The sequence below is a fragment of the Psychrobacillus faecigallinarum genome (assembly GCF_014836595.1).
Taxonomy (GTDB): domain Bacteria; phylum Bacillota; class Bacilli; order Bacillales_A; family Planococcaceae; genus Psychrobacillus; species Psychrobacillus faecigallinarum.
Genome location: NZ_JACSQO010000012.1, coordinates 95,175 through 113,831 on the forward strand (window position 1 = coordinate 95,175; position 18,657 = coordinate 113,831).

Genomic DNA, 18,657 nt, shown 5'->3' on the forward strand with positions numbered 1-18,657 from the left:
TACATACAAACCCATTCATATTATGGGTTCATACGGCAGGTTACATCATGCCGCCCATTCCGCCCATGTCAGGCATACCCATGCCGCCTGCTCCTGCTGGTTCTGGAATGTCTGCTACTACTGCTTCAGTAGTTAAGAATAGAGAAGCTACAGATGCAGCGTTTTGTAGAGCTGAACGAGTTACTTTAGTTGGATCTACGATACCTGCGTCGATCATGTTCACCCATTCGCCAGTTGCTGCGTTGAAGCCCATGCCAATGTCTTCGCGTTTTAGACGATCTACTACGATAGATCCTTCTAAACCAGCGTTGTTAGCGATTTGACGAACCGGCTCTTCTAATGCACGAAGTACTATACGAATACCAGTTGCTACGTCGCCTTCTTTTGTTTCTGCAAGCTCAGCTACTTTGTTGTATACGTTTACTAGTGCAGTACCACCACCAGATACGATACCTTCTTCTACAGCTGCGCGAGTTGCGTTAAGTGCATCTTCAATGCGAAGTTTGCGTTCTTTTAGCTCAGTTTCTGTTGCTGCTCCTACTTTCACTACAGCTACTCCACCAGCAAGCTTAGCAAGACGCTCTTGAAGTTTTTCTTTATCGAATTCAGAAGTTGTATCTTCTAATTGGCCACGGATTTGAGCAACACGGCTAGCGATGTTTTTCGTATCTCCGTTACCTTCTACGATTGTTGTGTTGTCTTTTGTTACTACTACTTTAGAAGCGCGTCCTAATTGAGTGATGTTCGCAGATTTTAGGTCTAGTCCTAAATCTTCTGTGATTACTTCTGCACCAGTTAGGATAGCAATATCTTCAAGCATTGCTTTACGACGGTCACCGAATCCAGGAGCTTTAACAGCTACTGCATTGAATGTTCCGCGTAATTTGTTTACTACTAGAGTAGCTAATGCTTCCCCTTCTACATCTTCAGCGATAAGTAAAAGTGGTTTGCCTTGTTGAACTACTTGCTCAAGCACTGGTAGGATTTCTTGAATGCTAGAGATTTTTTTGTCTGTGATTAAGATATATGGATTGTCTAGATTAGCTTCCATTTTATCTGAATCAGTTACCATGTATGGAGAAGCATAACCGCGGTCGAATTGCATACCTTCTACCACATCAAGCTCTGTTGTGAATCCTTTAGATTCTTCGATTGTAATAACTCCATCGTTACCAACGCGCTCCATAGCTTCAGCGATTAGCTCACCAACTTCTTCATCACCAGATGAGATAGCAGCTACTTGAGCGATAGATTCTTTACCTTCGATTTGTTTAGAGATTGCTTTTAGCTCTGTCACAGCAGAAGCTACAGCAAAGTCGATACCTTTACGAATACCAACTGGGTTAGCTCCAGCAGTTACGTTTTTAAGTCCTTCACGAATCATAGATTGTGCAAGAACAGTTGCAGTTGTTGTACCGTCACCAGCGATGTCATTAGTTTTTGAAGCAACCTCTGCCACTAATTTCGCACCCATGTTTTCGAATGCATCCTCTAGCTCGATATCTTTTGCGATTGTTACACCATCGTTAGTGATAAGTGGTGAACCAAATTTTTTCTCTAGAACTACGTTACGACCCTTTGGCCCTAAAGTTACTTTTACAGCGTCTGCTAATTTATCTACCCCACGCAGCATTGCGCTACGAGCGTCTTCACTAAATTTAATTTCTTTTGCCATGTTAATATGCCCTCCTAATTTTTCTTTTTAAGTTCTTTTATTAGCCAATTACAGCAAGAATATCGCTTTCGCGTAAGATTAAATAGTCGTGGCCTTCATATTTCACTTCAGTTCCAGCATATTTAGAGAAGATAATACGGTCCCCTTCTGCTACGTCTAATTCAACGCGGTTTCCGTTTTCTAGTACTCGTCCAGTACCTACTGCAACGACTTTACCCTCTTGTGGTTTCTCTTTAGCAGAGTCTGGAAGTACGATGCCAGATGCTGTTTTTTCCTCAGCTTCGATTAATTCGATTACAATACGATCACCTAATGGTCTTAACAAGTGAAACTACCTCCCTAAAATAGTTGAATTTATTTTTATTAGCACTCTCACACTTTGAGTGCTAACACACTTATAATAATAATTAAACTTAGAAGAATTTGCAAGTGAGAACATCATTTTTTTTAATAATTTTTAACGCTCTAATCCTCAGTTGGTTTAAAACCTATGAGGCTTCTAGTTTTTGAAAACGAAGATACTAAAGTTGACTATTAAAGATGATTATAAAATGGCTAAGGAGCGATTTTATTTTAGTTTTCCTTTACAATAAGGCTAAGGCTAGTACATCTTACAAAAGCAAGATTATCTATTTACTATCCTGATTAGTAAACTTATAAAAGCAACTGCTATAAATAGAAAGGATATTTAGATGAAACAACAAAAGACAGGTTTATACATATTAATCACCTACTGTGTGATGCAGCTCTCCGGTGCATTATTTGCTCCTCTTCTACTAATAATCTTTAACTATTTCGGCTTAGAAAACGCAAGGTACCTAGCTTCTGGATGGTGGGTTTTCCTTGGAATGGGAATTGCTACAGCTATCACCTTGCTTATGATTCGCCAAGACAAGAATTTTATACGGCCTCTAAAAGGGAAGGCATCCGGTCTTCCCGGAGCAATTGGCTGGGGAATTCTTGGCTTTCTCATGGTTTTGTACGGCCAAACATTAGCTGCTAATATTGAAATTAGATTTTTTGGTATAGAAGCTGGTTCTGAAAATACGTCGCAGTTTATGGATCTTGGCAATTCAGTACCTTTTGTCTTTTTCTCCATTGTGCTCTTCGCACCTATTTTAGAGGAGCTTATATTCCGTCGCATCATTTTCGGAACTTTATTGCCTAAAACGAACTTCTTTGTAGCAGCTCTTGTTAGCTCACTGTCCTTTGCCGTCATTCACTTTGAGTTCACACACATACTAATATATGCTGTGTCTGGGTTTATATTCGCTTTCATTTACTATAAAACAAAGCGAATTATCACCTCTATTATTGCCCATATGCTACTTAATGGATTCGTAGTAATTGTTCAACTGTATAATGAAGAGATCGTCAACTTTTTAGAAAAACTTGCTGAGTTGCAGCAATAAGGGGTAATCATAATGACTTTTTCATTTGTAAGTTTTCCTACAATAGAAACAGAAAGACTCATCCTTCGAAAAGCAATCGAACGGGATGCAAAGGATATTTTAGAGTTATATTCTAATGAAAACGTAGTACAGCATATGGCAATCGGTCCCTTTACTTCTGTTGAAGATGCAAAGGGCGAAATTAGTTGGTACGAGAAAATTTTTCTCGAACAAACTGGTATGCGCTGGGTAATAGAAGATAAAATAACCCAAAAAGTAATCGGTACTTGTGGTTATTTAAACTATGAGGCTGAGCATAAGCGTATAGAAATTGGCTATGATCTTTCACCTAAAGCTTGGGGAAAGGGAATTATGACGGAGGCGCTTAAGCCCATCATTCATTTTGCCTTTCATGATATGAACATGAACAAAATAGAAGCTGAGGTTACTTCAGAGAATGATGCCTCCCTTCACCTTTTGAGTAAGCTAGGTTTTCACAAAGATGGAGTCTTAAGACAGCATGAGTTCGAAAAGGGACGCTATATCGATCTTGCTATCTATTCCCTACTAAAAAGCGAATATAAATAGGAAAGCCTTCGACTAGATAATAGTCGAAGGCTTTTTTTCTTATAAGATTGGTATCAGCGCTCACCTTGCCCCTCGAGTTCAAATGGATAAAAGCTCTGGTGGCTGAGGTACTGCCTCCTCGCTTTTCTCCATTTGCTTGTCGGGGCAGACATAGGCGCTTTCGCTTTTCTTAGATCTCGTTTCGAATCATGTAGATGAGTGTTTGAAGTTCAACTGAAAGGTCAATCGTATGTACGCGAATCTCATCTGGAGTACTTATTGGGACTGGGGTGAAGTTTAAAATCCCTTTTACATTGGAGCCCACTAAAAGATCAGCAACTTCCTGAGCCGCACGACTTGGAAGTGTAAAAATCACTAATTCAATTCCGTATTCCTTTAGCTTTTCCAACATCACACTAGAATGAAATACAGGAATGTCGCTAATAATCGTTCCTTCGAGTGGTGCCTTCGTATCGAATGCTACTACAATTCTAGTGTTATGATTTTTTTGAAAGTTATATTTTACAAATGCTGTTCCTAAACTACCAACACCTATTAGTGCCACCCGTGCCGCTTCATCTTGGTCAAGTGTCTTTCTGAAAAACTCAAGTAGATGAGGTACATCATAGCCGTACCCTTTCTTTCCTAGCGCACCGAAATGAGAAAAATCTCTTCGAATGGTTGCTGAATCTATCTTCATCGCTTCACTTAGCTGTTGGGATGAAACTCGTTTATGATCTGCATTATGAAAGCTTTGTAAAAATCTATAATATAAAGGAAGTCGTTTCATTGTCGCTTGAGGGATGCGAGGTACATCACGTTTCATAAGTGTCCTCCTATTGTATAAGGCAAATTCATTTTTACACGTTACCTTTCTTTTATTGTAAAGGGAGAACGTTGCAACGACAAGTCCTATCTATTACACTTAGGATAGAATTGAGGTGCAAATTAACGTGATTGTTTTACAAGTAAACCAAGTAACTAAATCCTTTAATGGTGAAGATATATTAACAAACGTAAAGTTAGAAGTTCAAGACCGCGACCGAGTTGCACTGGTTGGGCGTAATGGTGCGGGAAAATCTACTTTACTTAAAATAATTGCTGGAGAAATGTCATACGATTCCGGTGACATTATTATGCCTAAAAATATTAGACTTGGCTATTTAGAGCAGCATGCGGGTCTTGAATCGAAGCTGACGATTTGGGAGGAAATGAAATCGATTTTTAGTCATTTGATTGATTCTGAAAGAGAACTGCGCTCACTAGAAGCACAAATGGCTGACCCTTCTATCTATGAAGATTCAGAAGCCTATGCTAGAGTTGCAGCAACCTATGACGAGCTTCAGCTAGCCTTTAATGAGGCTGGTGGATACCGCTTTGAATCGGATATCCGTTCCATCTTACATGGTATGCAGTTTTTCCCAGAGGATTATGATAAGCCAGTACAAGCATTATCCGGGGGACAAAAAACGAGACTAGCATTAGCTAAAATGCTGTTGAGCAAGCCCGATTTACTTATACTCGATGAGCCTACAAACCATTTAGATATTCAAACACTCAGCTTCCTTGAAAATTATTTAAAAAACTATAGTGGTGCCATTTTAATTGTATCCCATGATCGATATTTCCTAGACCAGGTAGTAAATTTAGTTTATGAGGTTTCACGTCATAACGTTACGAGATACGTAGGTAACTATAGCGCCTATTTAACGCAGAAAGCGAAAAATTATGAGCTCGATAAAAAGAAATATGAGAAGCAGCAGGAGGAAAAAGCAAAGCTAGAGGACTTTGTTAGCCGTAACCTGGCGCGTGCTTCTACAACGAAGATGGCACAATCTCGAAGAAAGGTTATCGAGAAAACTGACTGGATGGATGCCCCAGATGGCGATGAGAAATCCGCTAACTTCGGCTTTACCATTGACCGTCCTAGCGGTAATGATGTTCTGCGTTTAGAGGATATTGCTGTAGGTTATCCAAATAAAACCGTTTCCTCTAACATCTCATTTTCAGTTTATAAGCAGGACCGCATCGCTTTGGTTGGACCAAATGGTGTCGGTAAGTCCACCTTGCTAAAAACTATTATGAAGCAGCTCCCTTCGGCTGGTGGTAATATTCAATACGGCACAAATGTGCAATTTGGATACTATGACCAGGAGCAGGCAGCTCTTACTGGCAATAAAACCGTCCTAAAAGAGCTTTGGGATGAATGGCCTCTGATGAATGAGAAGGATATACGCAATGTGCTAGGTCGCTTCCTCTTCTCTGGAGACGATGTACAAAAAACTGTGTCTAATCTATCCGGTGGAGAAAAGGCTAGACTTGCACTTGCAAAACTCATGCTATTAAAGTCGAATACACTTGTACTAGATGAGCCTACTAACCATTTAGATCTAGACAGCAAGGAAGTCTTGGAGAATGCATTGCTTGATTTTCCTGGAACGATTATTTTCGTATCACATGACCGTTACTTTATTAATCGAATTGCAACGAAGGTAATTGAACTTTCCTCTGATGATGCCACCCTTTTCTTGGGAGACTATGATTATTATTTAGAGAAAAAGGAAGAGCTCGAGGAAATCGCCATGGAAAATGCAGTGGTTCAAAACACTGTAGTTCAAAAGGTCAATACGTCTACAATTGATAAAGAGGCGAAGAAAAAGGAACGCCAGCTACGTCGTCAAATTGAGGAACTAGAAGGACAGATTCCTTCCATAGATTCAGAAATTGCTTCTATTGAAGAGAAGCTATGTGATCCAGAGATATTCCAGGATCATGAGGCAGTCCAAAAGCTACAAGGCGAATTGGATATACTAAAGGTAAAGCAAGACACAATCTCCAACGAATGGCTGGAGCTACAGGAACAATTAGAAGAGATTACAGGGTAAACCGATTGACTCGGTTTACCTTTTTTTATATGGGGAAAAATAATAATGTCGAACGGTCCGATTTTAGAGAGAAACCGACCAATTTTTGGGGTGAACTGTCCAATTATTTGCTCAAACCGTCCGATTTTTGGAGATTGTTCTGCGCTCCTTCTGAAAGCATATATAATAGCCTAGTTGTATTTTGTCGAACACTGGCATATATATAGGTCAAGTACCTTTTTCAACAAATTCTTTTTCCACATATTTATTAACATCAAAAATACTGTTATATCAATCTATCAACAGGTTTATCCACATTATCCACAGTTTTAAAACAAACTTTTCCACAAGGTGTAAGCATAAATAACCACAATATATTGAAAAAACACAACTTACTAACAAGTTATTCACAGATTGTGCATAAGTACGAATGTTCTCTATTGACAACAGAAATAATACGTGGTAAAAAATCCTCTTTTCTTGTCGAAGAAAAGAGGATTTCATTTAGTTCCAACTATTTAGTTCTAACCCTGGTCTTCCATTCATCGACAAATCTCCCGTTTGCCCTGCTGAGTACTTAGAGCTCCCAGCGGCTGCGATCATTGCGGCATTATCTGTACATAAATTTATAGGTGGTACATAGAATGGAATGTTTTCTTTTTCAAAGGCTTCTTCTAAAGATTTACGAAGTCCTTTATTTGCGGCTACTCCACCAGCAGCAATTACCTGCTTTACATTGAACTCTCTAGCTGCTCGTACGGTTTTAGTAGTCAGTACTTCTATTACACTTTGCTGGAATCCAGCTGCTAGGTGGTTTGGATTGATCTCTTCCCCACGTTGCTCCGCATTATGCTGATAGTTGATGACTGCCGATTTTAAGCCACTAAAGCTAAAATCATAAGAGCCTTCCTCTAGCCAAGCTCTTGGAAATGAAACTGCTTCATCGCTCTCATTCGCCAGACGATCAATATGTGGACCACCCGGATAAGGAAGATTCAAAACTCTTGCAACTTTATCATAAGCCTCACCAGCTGCATCATCGCGTGTTTCTCCGATTAGCTCAAACTGACCGTCTTTCTTCATCAATACTAACTCGGTATGCCCTCCCGAAACTACTAGAGCAAGCAATGGGAATTCCATCGGTTGGACTAATGCATTTGCGTAAATATGTCCTGCGATATGGTGGACGCCTACTAAAGGAAGGTCATTTGCAAACGCGAATGCTTTTGCTGCGTTTATTCCTATTAAAAGTGCCCCAACCAGTCCAGGTCCTTCAGTCACCGCTACTGCATCTAGTTCCTGCGGTGTCATGTTCGCTTGCTTCAATGCTTCTTCGATAACAAGCGTAATCTGCTCCACATGATGTCGAGAAGCAACCTCAGGCACTACTCCACCGAATCGTTTATGACTTTCTATTTGAGATGCTACTACATTGGTTATAATCTCTGTTCCATTTTTGACGATGGAAGCTGCGGTTTCATCACAGCTCGTTTCTATTCCTAATATATATTGATCTTTTGTCATTTGAATTCCACCCACATTACAAGAGCATCCTCTTGTGTATCTGTATAATAGTTTTTTCGAATGCCTCCGTCTTGGAAGCCTAGCTTATAATATAAGTTTTTTGCGACTATATTGGATACGCGCACCTCTAATGTCATGAGGACTACTTTTTGCTCCTTCACGACACGAATAGCCTCGCGCATTAAGCCTTCCCCAATTTTATGTCCTCGCATACGCTCAGCAACAGCCACGTTCGTGATATGACTTTCATCCATAACAATCCACATTCCACAGTAGCCGACAATATCCTTTTCCTCTGTCTCTGCTACTAAATAGTAGGAATATAGATTGGTCGTCATTTCATGCTCGAATGCTTCTCTAGTCCAAGGAAGAGTGAATGCTTCTTCTTCTATTAAAAGAACCTGGTCAATATCTTCTATTGTCATTTTGCGATAGGTGATAGTCTTAGTTTCCATTTTTCTTCTGCTCTTTCATCCAGTTTGCCTCTGCCTCAGTTATTCGCAAATATTCTGGCACCGCTGTATGTACATTTATCGGCTCCATGCTTTGAGCAATTTCTATTAGAACAGCTGCACTTGGTAAGGAGAACGCCGCTCCCGCCTGTTTTACCTTATCACCAAGCACCTCATTTATTTGTTCCCAATGAAGATTTACATCCATCCCAACAAATAAAACCGGCTGCTCCATTTCATCTAACAAAGCTAACAGGTCTACCATCGACATATGAGCTTCCTTCACTGTTTCTCCGTTTACATAAATTCCTGCAAATACATTTCCACGTCGCGCATCCATAATTGAACAAACTGCTCCTTGGAAATATGGCGCGTTCCCAGCTAGCACCTGTAGGCTTGAAACAGAGTAAATCGGAAGGTTCAGCGTCCATGCAAGCGTTTTGCCAATTGTTACACCAATTCGCACTCCCGTATAAGAGCCCGGGCCTTTTGCAACAGCAATCGCATTTAGCTCACTCGGCTTGATGTTAGCTTTTTTCATGAGTTCCTCTATCGCGGGCATCGTTCCAATAGAATGAGTTACCTTCACTGAGGATTTATATTCCGCAAGCACCTGTCCATCTTTCACGATTGCTACTGCAAGCGGTGTATGAGATGTATCTATTCCTAACCAAATCATTCAAAAAGCTCCTCACATAATTGTTCATATCGTTTCCCAAAGGGTTCAAACGTAAATCTGCGTTTGTCTCCTTCTAGTCGGTGAATCTGTATCGCTAAACGTTCTGATGGTAAATCATCCTGTATTAAATGAGCCCATTCGATAATACTTACCGCTTCACCATAAAATAGCTCGTCCCAGCCTAAATCTTCATCACTATTAGCTAATCGGTACACATCCAAATGATTTAAAGGCAGTCTGCCCTCATATTGCTTCAATATCGTAAACGTTGGACTGTTCACATTTCTCGTGATTCCAAGCCCCTTCGCCACACTTTTCGTAAATGTTGTCTTTCCCGCTCCAAGGTCTCCCTCTAATGTCAGGACATCTGCAGGATTTAGTTTTTCAGCGAGCTGTCGGGCTAATGCTTCCGTCTCCTGCTCCGAATCAATCAATCGTTCATACATCGTCGATCGCTTTCCTTTCAAGTACAAATCTATTTGACTCTATTATAAAGAATTACAGCTCATAATGTAACTATAGGGCATTTTTGTGGAGAGATCTCTTAAACAAATTAACGATAATCTATTTTGCAATAAACAGTCCGCTCACTGGACTTCGAACGGTTTGGGACATTCCTCAATCTGTTCTACTATTTCCCTCTGATTTACTACAATCCTATCGTTTTTTACGACAATTCGCGCTTGGTTTACTACAATTCGCGTCTGGATTACTACAATCAACCCGTAGTTTACTACAATCCTATATCCGCTCTACATTTTCCCTCTGATTTACTACAATCCAATCGTTTTTTACGACAATTCATGCCTGAATTACTACAATCCCCTCGTAGTTTGCGACAATCCCCTTCCAGTTTGCGACAATCCCCTTCCAGTTTACTACAATCCCCAATCTACTCTCCCTCTCCCATGCAATTTTCTCCAAACACTCCAAAACGCAAAAGGACCGCCTCACATCCCTTGTGAGACAGTCCTAAGTAAGATTTTATTGCAGTAATCGAAGCACTTTTTGAACTTCCTGCTCTCCAGCATGCTCCCAGCGGTTTTTGTCAGTGATATTGCCATCCTGATCAACAGGCGTCTGAAACTGATCGAAGCCAGTAGTGGTAAGCAATGAATTTTCATCCTTATCTAAACCGACGTTTACGACATGCTTAATCAAATAGGGGGACTGGAATCTAATGTGTGCATCAGAATCATCAAGCATCCCTTGAGTCACTGTAAAGGGAATTCGAAGGTAGATTGTTTCACCTTCCTCGCGACAGAGGATAGAGTCAAAGCTACCTTTATGGTAATCCCAGTTTCCTCCGATTGAATAGCCTAGACTTGAGATACGATCCTGTAAATCTCCAAAATTTGCGAACTTACCTTCTAGTTCTGTGTTAAGCTGAAGCATTTGCTATCACTCCTTCATATGAATTCTCGTTTATAGAGTTTCCCAAAGCGAGCGATAACATACAGATGAGAAAATCATTTTTCTTTTTCAAAAAATAAGCTAATGACCTTTTCAAAAAGCCCTTTTTTTGGTGGATCTCGATTTATTTCTACGAGCTTATTTGCGATTAAATCAGACAATATTTCGTATCCCGCCTCTCCAAAATGGAGGCCATCATCTTTTTCTCCAATTAAAAGCTCCTTGTAGTTTTCTCTGGAATACATAGCGGTAAAAAAATCGATATATTGACTTCCAGTTTCTTTGGCGACCTCATTTACTACAGTTGCATACCTTTGTAGTCTCTCATTAGTGCGATTTTCTTGTAAGAATTCATCTACAGGAGCTGGTGTGATGAGAATAGTTTTATGGGGACCAATTACTTTAGCAAATGTACATAAGTTTCGTTTATACTGCTCAATGTCTACTAATCGATGTGAGGCAGAATCATTGGCTCCAAACAGAACAGTGACAAAATCAGGTTTTTTTGCAATAACATCTGCGGCAAAGCGCTCGATTGCCTGTTCGGTTGTATTTCCCGAAACTCCAGCATTAATAAAGTCATAGTCAGGCAATTTATGAGATAGCTTAAACGTTAGCGCTGGAGCAGGGTAACCTTCTTTTCTTGCGGTGATACTATCACCAAAGCAAACGACAGTAGTCATATTACAAACCTCCAATCTATTAATTTTTATATTTTTATAGTGCTCTATAAGTTTATATTCACTAAAAAACGGTTATACAAACATATAAGACTGCCTTGGAGGAACATCATGAATAAAAAACGAGTTACTTGGGTAGATGTCACAAAGGGTTTTTTAATGATTTTAGTAGTTATAGGTCATTATCCTGGTGAACTAAACTTCCCATTATCCAAATATATCTATTGGTTTCACATGCCAGCTTTTTTCTTGCTAAGCGGTATATTTTTTAAGGAAATTAAAGAAGATGAAGCATCTAATAAAACCGTCAAAAAGAGATTCTTACAGCTTATGGTTCCGTATCTATTTTTCCTTTTATCCATTACCAGCATTCGTTACGGAATGGAGGTAGCTCAAGGTAATTATAATATATCTTGGTATCTTCAAGATTTATGGAAGCTAATTATTGCAGGAAGATTTGTACGAGGTGCATACGGAGTTTTCTGGTTTGTAACCACTTTATTCTTTACGTATTTACTATTTATGTGGATGACTAAATATTTAAGCAAAACAAAACAAATAAGCCTAATCGCTATTTGTTATTTAGCTGCACATTTGCAAAGTATTTTTGCTAGAGAAGTAATTAGTGAATCTGCAGTAGAGTCAGCACAATCTATTCCAATGGTATGGAATTTAGATGTAGTATTAATGGCAGTTGTATATTTCTCCTTAGGTTATTATGGTAAATCTCTTTGGATGAATGTAACCAAGCCTTGGCTTTTCAGTGCAAGCTTTGTAGCGTTTGGTATGATTCTAGCTGACCAAAACGGATTAATCAATTATAAGCTAAGTATGAAATTTTTACGATATGACCATATGTTATTAGATTTAATCGTTCCGATCTCCTTTATCATCGTCATTGTCGGTCTTTTCCAAAGAGTTACGAAGATTATTTCGTTAGATTGGTTAAGAAAAATCGAAAATCATTCCATTGCAATTATGTACTTACATATTTTTACGGACATGATTCTAAACGATTACGTTGAATATGGAGTCGTCGGTTACACTATATTATGTACTCTAATTCCAATTATTATTTCGGTCATTATTCAAAACGTTATCCCATATGGTAAATTTTTGCTAGGAGATATCCGCGCAAAAAAACCAATGCAGATAGAAATTTAAAAACCGCCATTTTGGCGGTTTTTTGATGTTTCAGTAAATATTTTCTAAATAAAAACTTTACGAACAAGAACATTTGTTCTTAAATGTGTTATAATAGAAAAAGCAATTGCATACCAGGTTGGGCGGCGGTCACTTCTTTCAAAGGGGTGATGCCAATGACAATTTACGAAACGATGAATTTGTTAATGCAGCTAAGTGCTGTCTTTCTAACAGCTTTTTCTATCGTAGTGACATTGATTATTTTCTTCATAAAAAAGAAATAACCGTCCCCTGGCAAAGGTTTGACGGTTATTTCTGACCTAGGACCAACCGCTCTTTCTGCGGTCTGCATATTGTTGGACTGGATATTGCAGTATCCAGTCCTTTAACTTACTTGCTTATTGTTATTATATACAGAAAGCAATGCATATTCAACTCATACTGGTCAAATATGCCTTACTTCTCTGCTTTTTACTAATAGATTTCATTACTAATGGATTACTTCATTTTATGCAACTATATTTTATATGTGTATCCTAAACAGTACAAATCTTAGATTATATAAAAAAGAATAGACATTTAAACGTCTACTCTTTTCTGATTTCTTCAACTCGCCCCTAATAAGTATCATTTCCGAAATATGTAGGCACCACGGTTTCATAAACCTGTCCGTCCAATTCATGTCTTAGACGCTTTACTTCAATTTGGAAATAATTCAAAATGTTTTCTTCCGTCATAACCTCAGAAACACTTCCGGTTATCACTGGCTTTTCTTTGGCGACCATTAAAACTTTATCTCCTAAATAAAATGCATGGTTGGCATAGTGTGTATTGATGACACAGGCTAACCCTTTTTCTTTCACTAACCTTTTAATTGTTTGTAGTATAATCTTTTGCTTTTGCATATCTAGATGCGATTCAGGTTCGTCCAATACTAAAATTTCTGGCTCTGCCACTAATGTTCGAGCGATTAATGCTAATTGCAGTTCTCCCCCACTGACAGATGTACAGGATTCCTCTGCTAAATGCTTGATGCCTACAGAGTCTAATGCTTCTAACGCTAAAGCATAGTCCTTTTTAGATGGCTGGGCGAATGAGCGAATGTAAACTGCTCTTCCCATCGTCACTAAATCTAAAATGGAATAGCTGAACGTCATACTCGAAGCTTGAGGAACGTAACCAATTTTTGTCCAGACTTCCTTAGAATTCATATTAGAAAGCGGCTCGCCATCGAGTAAGGTTGCCCCTCTTTTCCAATCCTGTAAACCCATCATGCATTTTAATAGAGTTGTCTTCCCTGCACCATTTGGGCCAAGTATGGACAATATTTGACCAGGATGAAGCTCAAAGTTGATATCATTTGCATAAAGTAGTTTTTGAGCATCAGGATTTTTGGCTTTTTTGTAAAAATAATTGCCGTCCTTTACCTGTAATATCATTTCCAGCCACCTCCTGTTTTACGAAGTAAATACGCGAAAAAAGGAGCTCCGATAATAGCTGTCAAAATAGAAAGTGGGATTTCAGCTGCCGTTAGACTTCGAGCAAGATTATCAATGACTAATAAGTATACTGCTCCTATGGAAATAGATGCAGGAAGGACATATTGATTGTTACTCCCTACAATCATTCGAGCGATATGTGGGATAATCAGCCCTACCCAGCCAATGATACCAGCTATTGAAACTGCTGCCGCAGTGATCAAGGTTGCCCCTAAAATAATTAGCCATTTCAGCTTGTTTACAGAAATACCTAATGATAATGCCTCTTCCTCCGAAAGGGAAAGGATATTCAATCTCCAGCGCAGCACATACAAAATTAGTATTCCAACCAAAATAATTGGTCCACCAATCATTAAATCGCTATAGCTTGCAGTACCAAGACTACCCATCAACCAATATGTTATTGCTGGCAGCTTTTCTTCAGGATCAGCTAGGAACTTCACGAGAGAGATTAAGGCCTGAAACAATGCACTAGTAACTACTCCTGCAAGGACAAGCATAAATATAGGCATATCTCGTTTTACTCCACCTATTAAAAATGTGAAGCCAATTGCAAGCATCCCCATTACTAATGCAATGATTTGCATCGTAAAGCTATTACCGAATAACAAAATTCCAATTGATGCACCAAATCCTGCACCAGCGGAAACACCTAAAATATCAGGGCTAACTAAAGGATTGGCGAACATTCCCTGGAACGCTGCACCGGCGATAGATAAACCTCCACCGATCAGCATAGCTAATAAAATTCTCGGCAAACGGACATTCATGACGACTGTTTCTTCCATATTAGACCATGTTTGATCCATTGGAATTATTTGTGAAAGTAATATTTTGATTTGAACAATGAAATCAATTTGATACCGGCCTACCCCAATCGAAATCAGACCAACTATGACAGGCAATGTCCAAAGTAATATCTTGATTAATTTAGACTTCATTTTTAAGACACCTTTGTATTAGTATTTTGCTGCTTCCGATGGTGGATTTAGAATTTCTTCCACTTGTGTATCAGTTAAATCATAACTATAGTAACGTTTGTAATAGTCTTTTATTTCTTCGTTCATGTCATACGTAAACAAATCTGGATGATTTTTTTGAGCCATCCATTTTAGCATCAATGGTGCATCTCCACTTGGTGGATACCAGCGATAAATACCGAGCGGCATTTTATAAACCTTTTTATCTTGAACTGCCTTTACTTCACTCCAGTCTTGGCTTTCGAAAACGTTGTTATACAAGTCCTCAGGCTGAGTTTCTGTAAAATTAGTGATATAAATGATATCAGGGTTCCATTTATAAATTTGCTCCATATTTACTGCTTTAATACCATCGACCTCTTCTGCTGCAACATCAATTCCACCAGTAGAGTTCAACCAACGGTTACCGTGCATACCTGTTCCAGCTACAGAAATCTCTCCATTATTATGGTATTGCAATACCATTACTCGAGGCATATCTTTCTCTTCAATACCTGCTTCGTCCAACGTGTCATAAATCATTTGTTGATTTTCTTCACCCTCTGCAATTATCTCTGCAGGTCGATCTGTTACACCAGTAATCTCTCCAGTTAAGGTCAACCAGCGATTCAATGTATCTAGCGGGTTAAGTGAGTCAGTAGCAGTGTCTAAAGCGACCGTTGTTATACCCGTATCTTCAAGTTTTTTCACCGTTTTTTCTTGATTAGCAATCTCAAAATATACATCTGGATCTAAAGACAATAGCTCCTCTACATTTACTTCACCATTTTCAATAAAGTTCGTTTTAGCATCTAGAATAGATGGTGAAATTTCCTTTAAAATAGAGTGGGAAGCTGCATTATAAGAATTTGGATGTATCCCTGCAATCTCCTCAGTAGAATTTGTAGCGATAAACCATGTAGAGAAGTATGGTAGTATTCCACCCATTACAATACTATCCAATGTTCCTGGTATCTCTACCTCTCTATTTAATTCGTCTACAATTAGCTTCGTTTCTTGGCTAGCCTCTAAATCCTTACTGCCCACTTCATTATCATTATTACCGCAGCCTGTTAGCAATAACGCTATGGAAGCCGATGCAATTAAATATCTATATGTACGTTTCCTCATTACATTTGTCCCCGTTTCTTATTGAGAATCATTTTCAACTACTAACTAACTTATAATAATTATCCCAAAAGGTCAAGAAAGCTTATTAAAAAAATAATATTCAGAATGCAATATAGTAAAATTTTGTCTTTTCATATTTTTAATTTTTGTGTTATGATGCAAACAAATGAGAATAGTTATCAATTAAATTAAATGGAGGGCTCTTTTTGGCTAACTCAAACAGTATTCTATATTTGGATCCAGGTCATGCCTTTGGATTGTCCAACCGTACCAATCCTTTCATGAACAAACATTTTACGATTATCGATCAATACCAATTAACTCAACATAATCTAGAGCCATACTGCTGTATAGTAGTTCACGATTTTGCAGACCAAGAGTATTTATATAAAAATAGAGCAATTATTCAAGTCTTTTTAGAGGCAGGTAAAATTGTTATTTTCGGGGGACATTTATTTAGAGAGTGGCTTCCTGGTTGTCCTATTTTTACTCCTAGAACTATTGAATCCCATGAAGATTACAATGTATATAAGAAAATAGATCATCCCATTTTTGAAGGAGTAGACACGGATGATATGACCTATAACAAAGGTGTGGCAGGCTTCTTTGCTAGGGTGACACACTCCCCTGTTCCAGCTGGTTCAGATGTACTTCTGACTTTCCGAGACGGAATGGCTATTACATATATTGATAGACAATCAACGAAAGGCACGATTTTAGTCCATTCTGGTCGAGATCTTTTCGCTCATCGCATGCAAAATAAATCGACAGATCGCATTAGCACTCAGCTGCTTCAATGGATTCAAGATGAATATCAGGTATTACAAAAGGGAGGCAGCACCAAATGAGAAAAATTGCCGTGATTTACAGTGGACATGCGCCTCATCACCGGACTTTTAATGAACCAAAATATAAGCAATACATTGACCGACTAATCTATTTCCCTGAATTCCAGGATGCTTCTTTAGAGGGAGTAGATGTATTGTTTGTGCCCTCTCAATTGAATGAGCATTTATTGATGAATGCGAAGGCGAAAATTCATGCTTTTGCTAATGATGGAGGAATTGTATTAGCCTTTGGGCCTCAGCCCTGGGAATGGCTCCCAAATCAAAAATGGGAAGAACGTGAGACTAATTTTTGGTGGTGGCTAGAAAAGGACGCAAAAAGTGGTTTAGTGTTAGCTGATCCAAAATATGATTTGTTCAACTATATAACCTTGAAAGATGCAACTTGGCACCAGCACGGTGTATTTTGGCCAGAGGAAGGTGCTCAAAAGCTGATTACTACTGAGGACGGAGGAGCTGTTCTTTACGTTGATAAGGTCAGCACAAAGGGTACTTGGATTATTACTACACTTGACCCAGACTATCATTTTGGCTCTTATTTCATGCCCGCAACTGAACGATTCCTAGATGGCTTTTTACCTTGGCTTGCTAAAGGTAATATATAAAAGAAACCTGTATCGAGATAAATCGATACAGGTTTTTTATTTATATTCGTTCTCTAATCCTAACTTATCTATGATATGTTACGTTTCCTTCGCTTGAAATCTCTAGCGATTTACTAATTAAAGCTCCCACTATGGGTTCTATTTAATGAAATACGATTGTTTTATTGCCCTCTACAATTATTCGGTTTTCCAAATGCCATTTTACAGCTCTTGCTAGCACTCGTCGTTCGATTTGACGTCCAAGCTTCTTAAGATCAGTCACATCATCCCGATGGTCTACTCGTTCCACATCTTGTTCGATGATTGGCCCTTCATCCAAATTGTTTGTTACATAATGAGAGGTAGCACCGATCAGCTTTACTCCTCGTTCATATGCACGTTCATAGGGACCAGCTCCTATAAATGCTGGCAGGAATGAATGGTGGATATTGATAATGCGATTCTCAAAATGAGCAACAAAATCAGGAGTGAGTATTTGCATATATCGTGCCAAGATTAATAAATCCACCTCATATTGCTCCATTAATCGAATCTGCTCCTCTTCCACCTGCTTACGAATTTCTTTGTTAGCGGGAATATAGTGAAATGGAATTCCTAAAGACTCTACCATCGGGCGAGCCGTTTCATGATTGCTTATGACAACAACAATATCAGTGTCCAGATCACCATTTTGCCATTCCCATAGAAGTTCAATTAAACAATGTGGTTCTTGAGAGACAAAGATTGCAGAACGAATTCGCTGTGCTGGATATGAAAACTTATATTCCATTCCGTGGGTATGTGCTACTTCCTCAAAATCCTTTTCCATTTTAGCTGCCTTTGCCACTAAGTTGTCCCCGTGGTACGCAATTCGTATAAAGAACATCCCATTCTCAGGATTGCTTGAATACTGACTAGACTCTATGATATTGCATTCATGCTCATATAAAAAAGTAGATAGCACTGATACAATACCCGGCTTATCTACACATTTTACTAGTAGGCGTCCTCGATTTTCCAAAGTATTGTGATGCGTATTCAACACTTGCTTAACTTGTACATCGTCCATTTTTTATAACACCCTTTACGTAAATATTAATTTTCTCATTATCCTTCATTTTGAAAATCTTCACAAGTGCTTTATCTTCGACCAGAGAAAAAGCCTATGTAATATTTGCAGTGACCTAAAGAAATGAGACAAATAAAAACACCTTTCGTTGAAAAACGGGTATACAATACCTAACTTATCAA

19 protein-coding genes are annotated in these 18,657 nt (G+C 38.7%); 6 read left to right on the forward strand and 13 right to left on the reverse strand.

What is annotated here, in order from left to right; translation table 11 throughout:
- Positions 1 to 40: 40 nt before the first annotated feature.
- Together groL and groES are read right to left on the reverse strand one after the other, a co-directional pair.
- Positions 41 to 1,675, reverse strand: a complete 1,635-nt coding sequence (gene groL / locus H9650_RS18215; RefSeq protein WP_144540650.1) for a chaperonin GroEL — start codon at positions 1,673 to 1,675, stop codon at positions 41 to 43.
- Positions 1,676 to 1,715: 40 nt separating this feature from the next.
- Positions 1,716 to 2,000, reverse strand: a complete 285-nt coding sequence (groES, locus tag H9650_RS18220) for a co-chaperone GroES (RefSeq protein WP_144540647.1) — start codon at positions 1,998 to 2,000, stop codon at positions 1,716 to 1,718.
- A 367-nt stretch (positions 2,001 to 2,367) separates the two neighbouring features.
- On the opposite strand from groES, the gene H9650_RS18225 reads away from it, so the two are divergent.
- Both H9650_RS18225 and H9650_RS18230 read left to right on the forward strand, forming a co-directional pair.
- Positions 2,368 to 3,087, forward strand: coding sequence for a CPBP family intramembrane glutamic endopeptidase (locus H9650_RS18225; protein WP_191697869.1), 720 nt, complete (start codon positions 2,368 to 2,370; stop codon positions 3,085 to 3,087).
- 12 nt (positions 3,088 to 3,099) lie between these two features.
- The gene (locus H9650_RS18230) at positions 3,100 to 3,654 is read left to right on the forward strand and encodes a GNAT family N-acetyltransferase (RefSeq protein ID WP_191697870.1); all 555 of its coding nucleotides are present in this window, start codon (positions 3,100 to 3,102) and stop codon (positions 3,652 to 3,654) included.
- A 169-nt stretch (positions 3,655 to 3,823) separates the two neighbouring features.
- Here the strand turns inward: H9650_RS18230 and H9650_RS18235 are convergent, their stop codons facing one another.
- Positions 3,824 to 4,459 (reverse strand): redox-sensing transcriptional repressor Rex, encoded by a 636-nt coding sequence (locus tag H9650_RS18235; protein WP_144540638.1) that lies wholly within the window; start codon positions 4,457 to 4,459, stop codon positions 3,824 to 3,826.
- A gap of 127 nt (positions 4,460 to 4,586) precedes the next feature.
- Here H9650_RS18235 and H9650_RS18240 point away from each other — a divergent pair, with 127 nt between their 5' ends.
- Positions 4,587 to 6,518 carry an ABC-F family ATP-binding cassette domain-containing protein gene (locus H9650_RS18240; RefSeq protein WP_144540635.1) on the forward strand — a complete coding sequence of 644 codons (1,932 nt, stop codon included), beginning with the start codon at positions 4,587 to 4,589 and terminating at the stop codon, positions 6,516 to 6,518.
- Between the two features lie 483 nt (positions 6,519 to 7,001).
- Here H9650_RS18240 and tsaD read toward each other — a convergent pair whose 3' ends face one another.
- The 6 genes from tsaD to H9650_RS18270 all read right to left on the reverse strand — a co-directional run bounded on the left by tsaD (position 7,002) and on the right by H9650_RS18270 (position 11,248).
- The gene (gene tsaD, locus H9650_RS18245; protein ID WP_151112597.1) at positions 7,002 to 8,021 is read right to left on the reverse strand and encodes a tRNA (adenosine(37)-N6)-threonylcarbamoyltransferase complex transferase subunit TsaD; all 1,020 of its coding nucleotides are present in this window, start codon (positions 8,019 to 8,021) and stop codon (positions 7,002 to 7,004) included.
- Positions 8,018 to 8,476: a ribosomal protein S18-alanine N-acetyltransferase gene (gene rimI, locus H9650_RS18250; RefSeq protein ID WP_151112595.1), complete on the reverse strand. Its 459-nt coding sequence runs from the start codon at positions 8,474 to 8,476 to the stop codon at positions 8,018 to 8,020. Before rimI ends, tsaD begins: the two co-directional genes overlap by 4 nt.
- Entirely contained in the window at positions 8,466 to 9,152 is a 687-nt protein-coding gene (gene tsaB / locus H9650_RS18255) for a tRNA (adenosine(37)-N6)-threonylcarbamoyltransferase complex dimerization subunit type 1 TsaB (protein ID WP_151112593.1), read from the reverse strand. The genes rimI and tsaB overlap by 11 nt, the downstream gene beginning before the upstream one ends.
- A complete protein-coding gene (gene tsaE, locus H9650_RS18260) occupies positions 9,149 to 9,598 on the reverse strand; it encodes a tRNA (adenosine(37)-N6)-threonylcarbamoyltransferase complex ATPase subunit type 1 TsaE (protein WP_144540623.1) in 450 nt (149 codons plus the stop codon). Before tsaE ends, tsaB begins: the two co-directional genes overlap by 4 nt.
- Before the next feature lie 538 nt (positions 9,599 to 10,136).
- Positions 10,137 to 10,547 carry a YugN family protein gene (locus H9650_RS18265; RefSeq protein ID WP_151112591.1) on the reverse strand — a complete coding sequence of 137 codons (411 nt, stop codon included), beginning with the start codon at positions 10,545 to 10,547 and terminating at the stop codon, positions 10,137 to 10,139.
- A 74-nt stretch (positions 10,548 to 10,621) separates the two neighbouring features.
- Positions 10,622 to 11,248, reverse strand: coding sequence for a GDSL-type esterase/lipase family protein (locus H9650_RS18270; RefSeq protein WP_151112589.1), 627 nt, complete (start codon positions 11,246 to 11,248; stop codon positions 10,622 to 10,624).
- A gap of 108 nt (positions 11,249 to 11,356) precedes the next feature.
- Here H9650_RS18270 and H9650_RS18275 point away from each other — a divergent pair, with 108 nt between their 5' ends.
- The gene (locus tag H9650_RS18275; protein WP_151112587.1) at positions 11,357 to 12,409 is read left to right on the forward strand and encodes an acyltransferase family protein; all 1,053 of its coding nucleotides are present in this window, start codon (positions 11,357 to 11,359) and stop codon (positions 12,407 to 12,409) included.
- A 596-nt stretch (positions 12,410 to 13,005) separates the two neighbouring features.
- On the opposite strand, the gene H9650_RS18280 is transcribed toward H9650_RS18275, so the two are convergent.
- From H9650_RS18280 to H9650_RS18290, 3 genes are read right to left on the reverse strand one after another with little or no spacing between them, the layout of a single operon-like run.
- The gene (locus H9650_RS18280; protein ID WP_151112585.1) at positions 13,006 to 13,827 is read right to left on the reverse strand and encodes an ABC transporter ATP-binding protein; all 822 of its coding nucleotides are present in this window, start codon (positions 13,825 to 13,827) and stop codon (positions 13,006 to 13,008) included.
- The gene (locus H9650_RS18285) at positions 13,824 to 14,828 is read right to left on the reverse strand and encodes a FecCD family ABC transporter permease (protein WP_151112584.1); all 1,005 of its coding nucleotides are present in this window, start codon (positions 14,826 to 14,828) and stop codon (positions 13,824 to 13,826) included. Before H9650_RS18285 ends, H9650_RS18280 begins: the two co-directional genes overlap by 4 nt.
- 18 nt (positions 14,829 to 14,846) lie before the next feature.
- On the reverse strand, positions 14,847 to 15,977 hold the full coding sequence (locus tag H9650_RS18290; RefSeq protein WP_151112582.1) for an ABC transporter substrate-binding protein: 1,131 nt from the start codon (positions 15,975 to 15,977) through the stop codon (positions 14,847 to 14,849).
- A gap of 206 nt (positions 15,978 to 16,183) precedes the next feature.
- On the opposite strand from H9650_RS18290, the gene H9650_RS18295 reads away from it, so the two are divergent.
- Positions 16,184 to 16,825: a phosphate starvation-inducible protein PhoH gene (locus H9650_RS18295; protein WP_151112580.1), complete on the forward strand. Its 642-nt coding sequence runs from the start codon at positions 16,184 to 16,186 to the stop codon at positions 16,823 to 16,825.
- Positions 16,822 to 17,427 carry a hypothetical protein gene (locus H9650_RS18300; RefSeq protein ID WP_151112578.1) on the forward strand — a complete coding sequence of 202 codons (606 nt, stop codon included), beginning with the start codon at positions 16,822 to 16,824 and terminating at the stop codon, positions 17,425 to 17,427. Before H9650_RS18295 ends, H9650_RS18300 begins: the two co-directional genes overlap by 4 nt.
- A gap of 142 nt (positions 17,428 to 17,569) precedes the next feature.
- Here the strand turns inward: H9650_RS18300 and purU are convergent, their stop codons facing one another.
- On the reverse strand, positions 17,570 to 18,475 hold the full coding sequence (gene purU / locus H9650_RS18305; RefSeq protein ID WP_144540597.1) for a formyltetrahydrofolate deformylase: 906 nt from the start codon (positions 18,473 to 18,475) through the stop codon (positions 17,570 to 17,572).
- Positions 18,476 to 18,657: the final 182 nt, after the last annotated feature.

Coding starts and splice junctions, on each gene's coding strand:
- groL (WP_144540650.1), bottom strand. CDS start 1,675: ATGGCAAAAGAAATTAAATTTAGTGAAGACGCTCGTAGCGCAATGCTG.
- H9650_RS18225 (WP_191697869.1), top strand. CDS start 2,368: ATGAAACAACAAAAGACAGGTTTATACATATTAATCACCTACTGTGTG.
- H9650_RS18230 (WP_191697870.1), top strand. CDS start 3,100: ATGACTTTTTCATTTGTAAGTTTTCCTACAATAGAAACAGAAAGACTC.
- H9650_RS18235 (WP_144540638.1), bottom strand. CDS start 4,459: ATGAAACGTGATGTACCTCGCATCCCTCAAGCGACAATGAAACGACTT.
- tsaD (WP_151112597.1), bottom strand. CDS start 8,021: ATGACAAAAGATCAATATATATTAGGAATAGAAACGAGCTGTGATGAA.
- rimI (WP_151112595.1), bottom strand. CDS start 8,476: ATGGAAACTAAGACTATCACCTATCGCAAAATGACAATAGAAGATATT.
- tsaB (WP_151112593.1), bottom strand. CDS start 9,152: ATGATTTGGTTAGGAATAGATACATCTCATACACCGCTTGCAGTAGCA.
- tsaE (WP_144540623.1), bottom strand. CDS start 9,598: ATGTATGAACGATTGATTGATTCGGAGCAGGAGACGGAAGCATTAGCC.
- H9650_RS18265 (WP_151112591.1), bottom strand. CDS start 10,547: ATGCTTCAGCTTAACACAGAACTAGAAGGTAAGTTCGCAAATTTTGGA.
- H9650_RS18270 (WP_151112589.1), bottom strand. CDS start 11,248: ATGACTACTGTCGTTTGCTTTGGTGATAGTATCACCGCAAGAAAAGAA.
- H9650_RS18275 (WP_151112587.1), top strand. CDS start 11,357: ATGAATAAAAAACGAGTTACTTGGGTAGATGTCACAAAGGGTTTTTTA.
- H9650_RS18280 (WP_151112585.1), bottom strand. CDS start 13,827: ATGATATTACAGGTAAAGGACGGCAATTATTTTTACAAAAAAGCCAAA.
- H9650_RS18285 (WP_151112584.1), bottom strand. CDS start 14,828: ATGAAGTCTAAATTAATCAAGATATTACTTTGGACATTGCCTGTCATA.
- H9650_RS18290 (WP_151112582.1), bottom strand. CDS start 15,977: ATGAGGAAACGTACATATAGATATTTAATTGCATCGGCTTCCATAGCG.
- H9650_RS18300 (WP_151112578.1), top strand. CDS start 16,822: ATGAGAAAAATTGCCGTGATTTACAGTGGACATGCGCCTCATCACCGG.
- purU (WP_144540597.1), bottom strand. CDS start 18,475: ATGGACGATGTACAAGTTAAGCAAGTGTTGAATACGCATCACAATACT.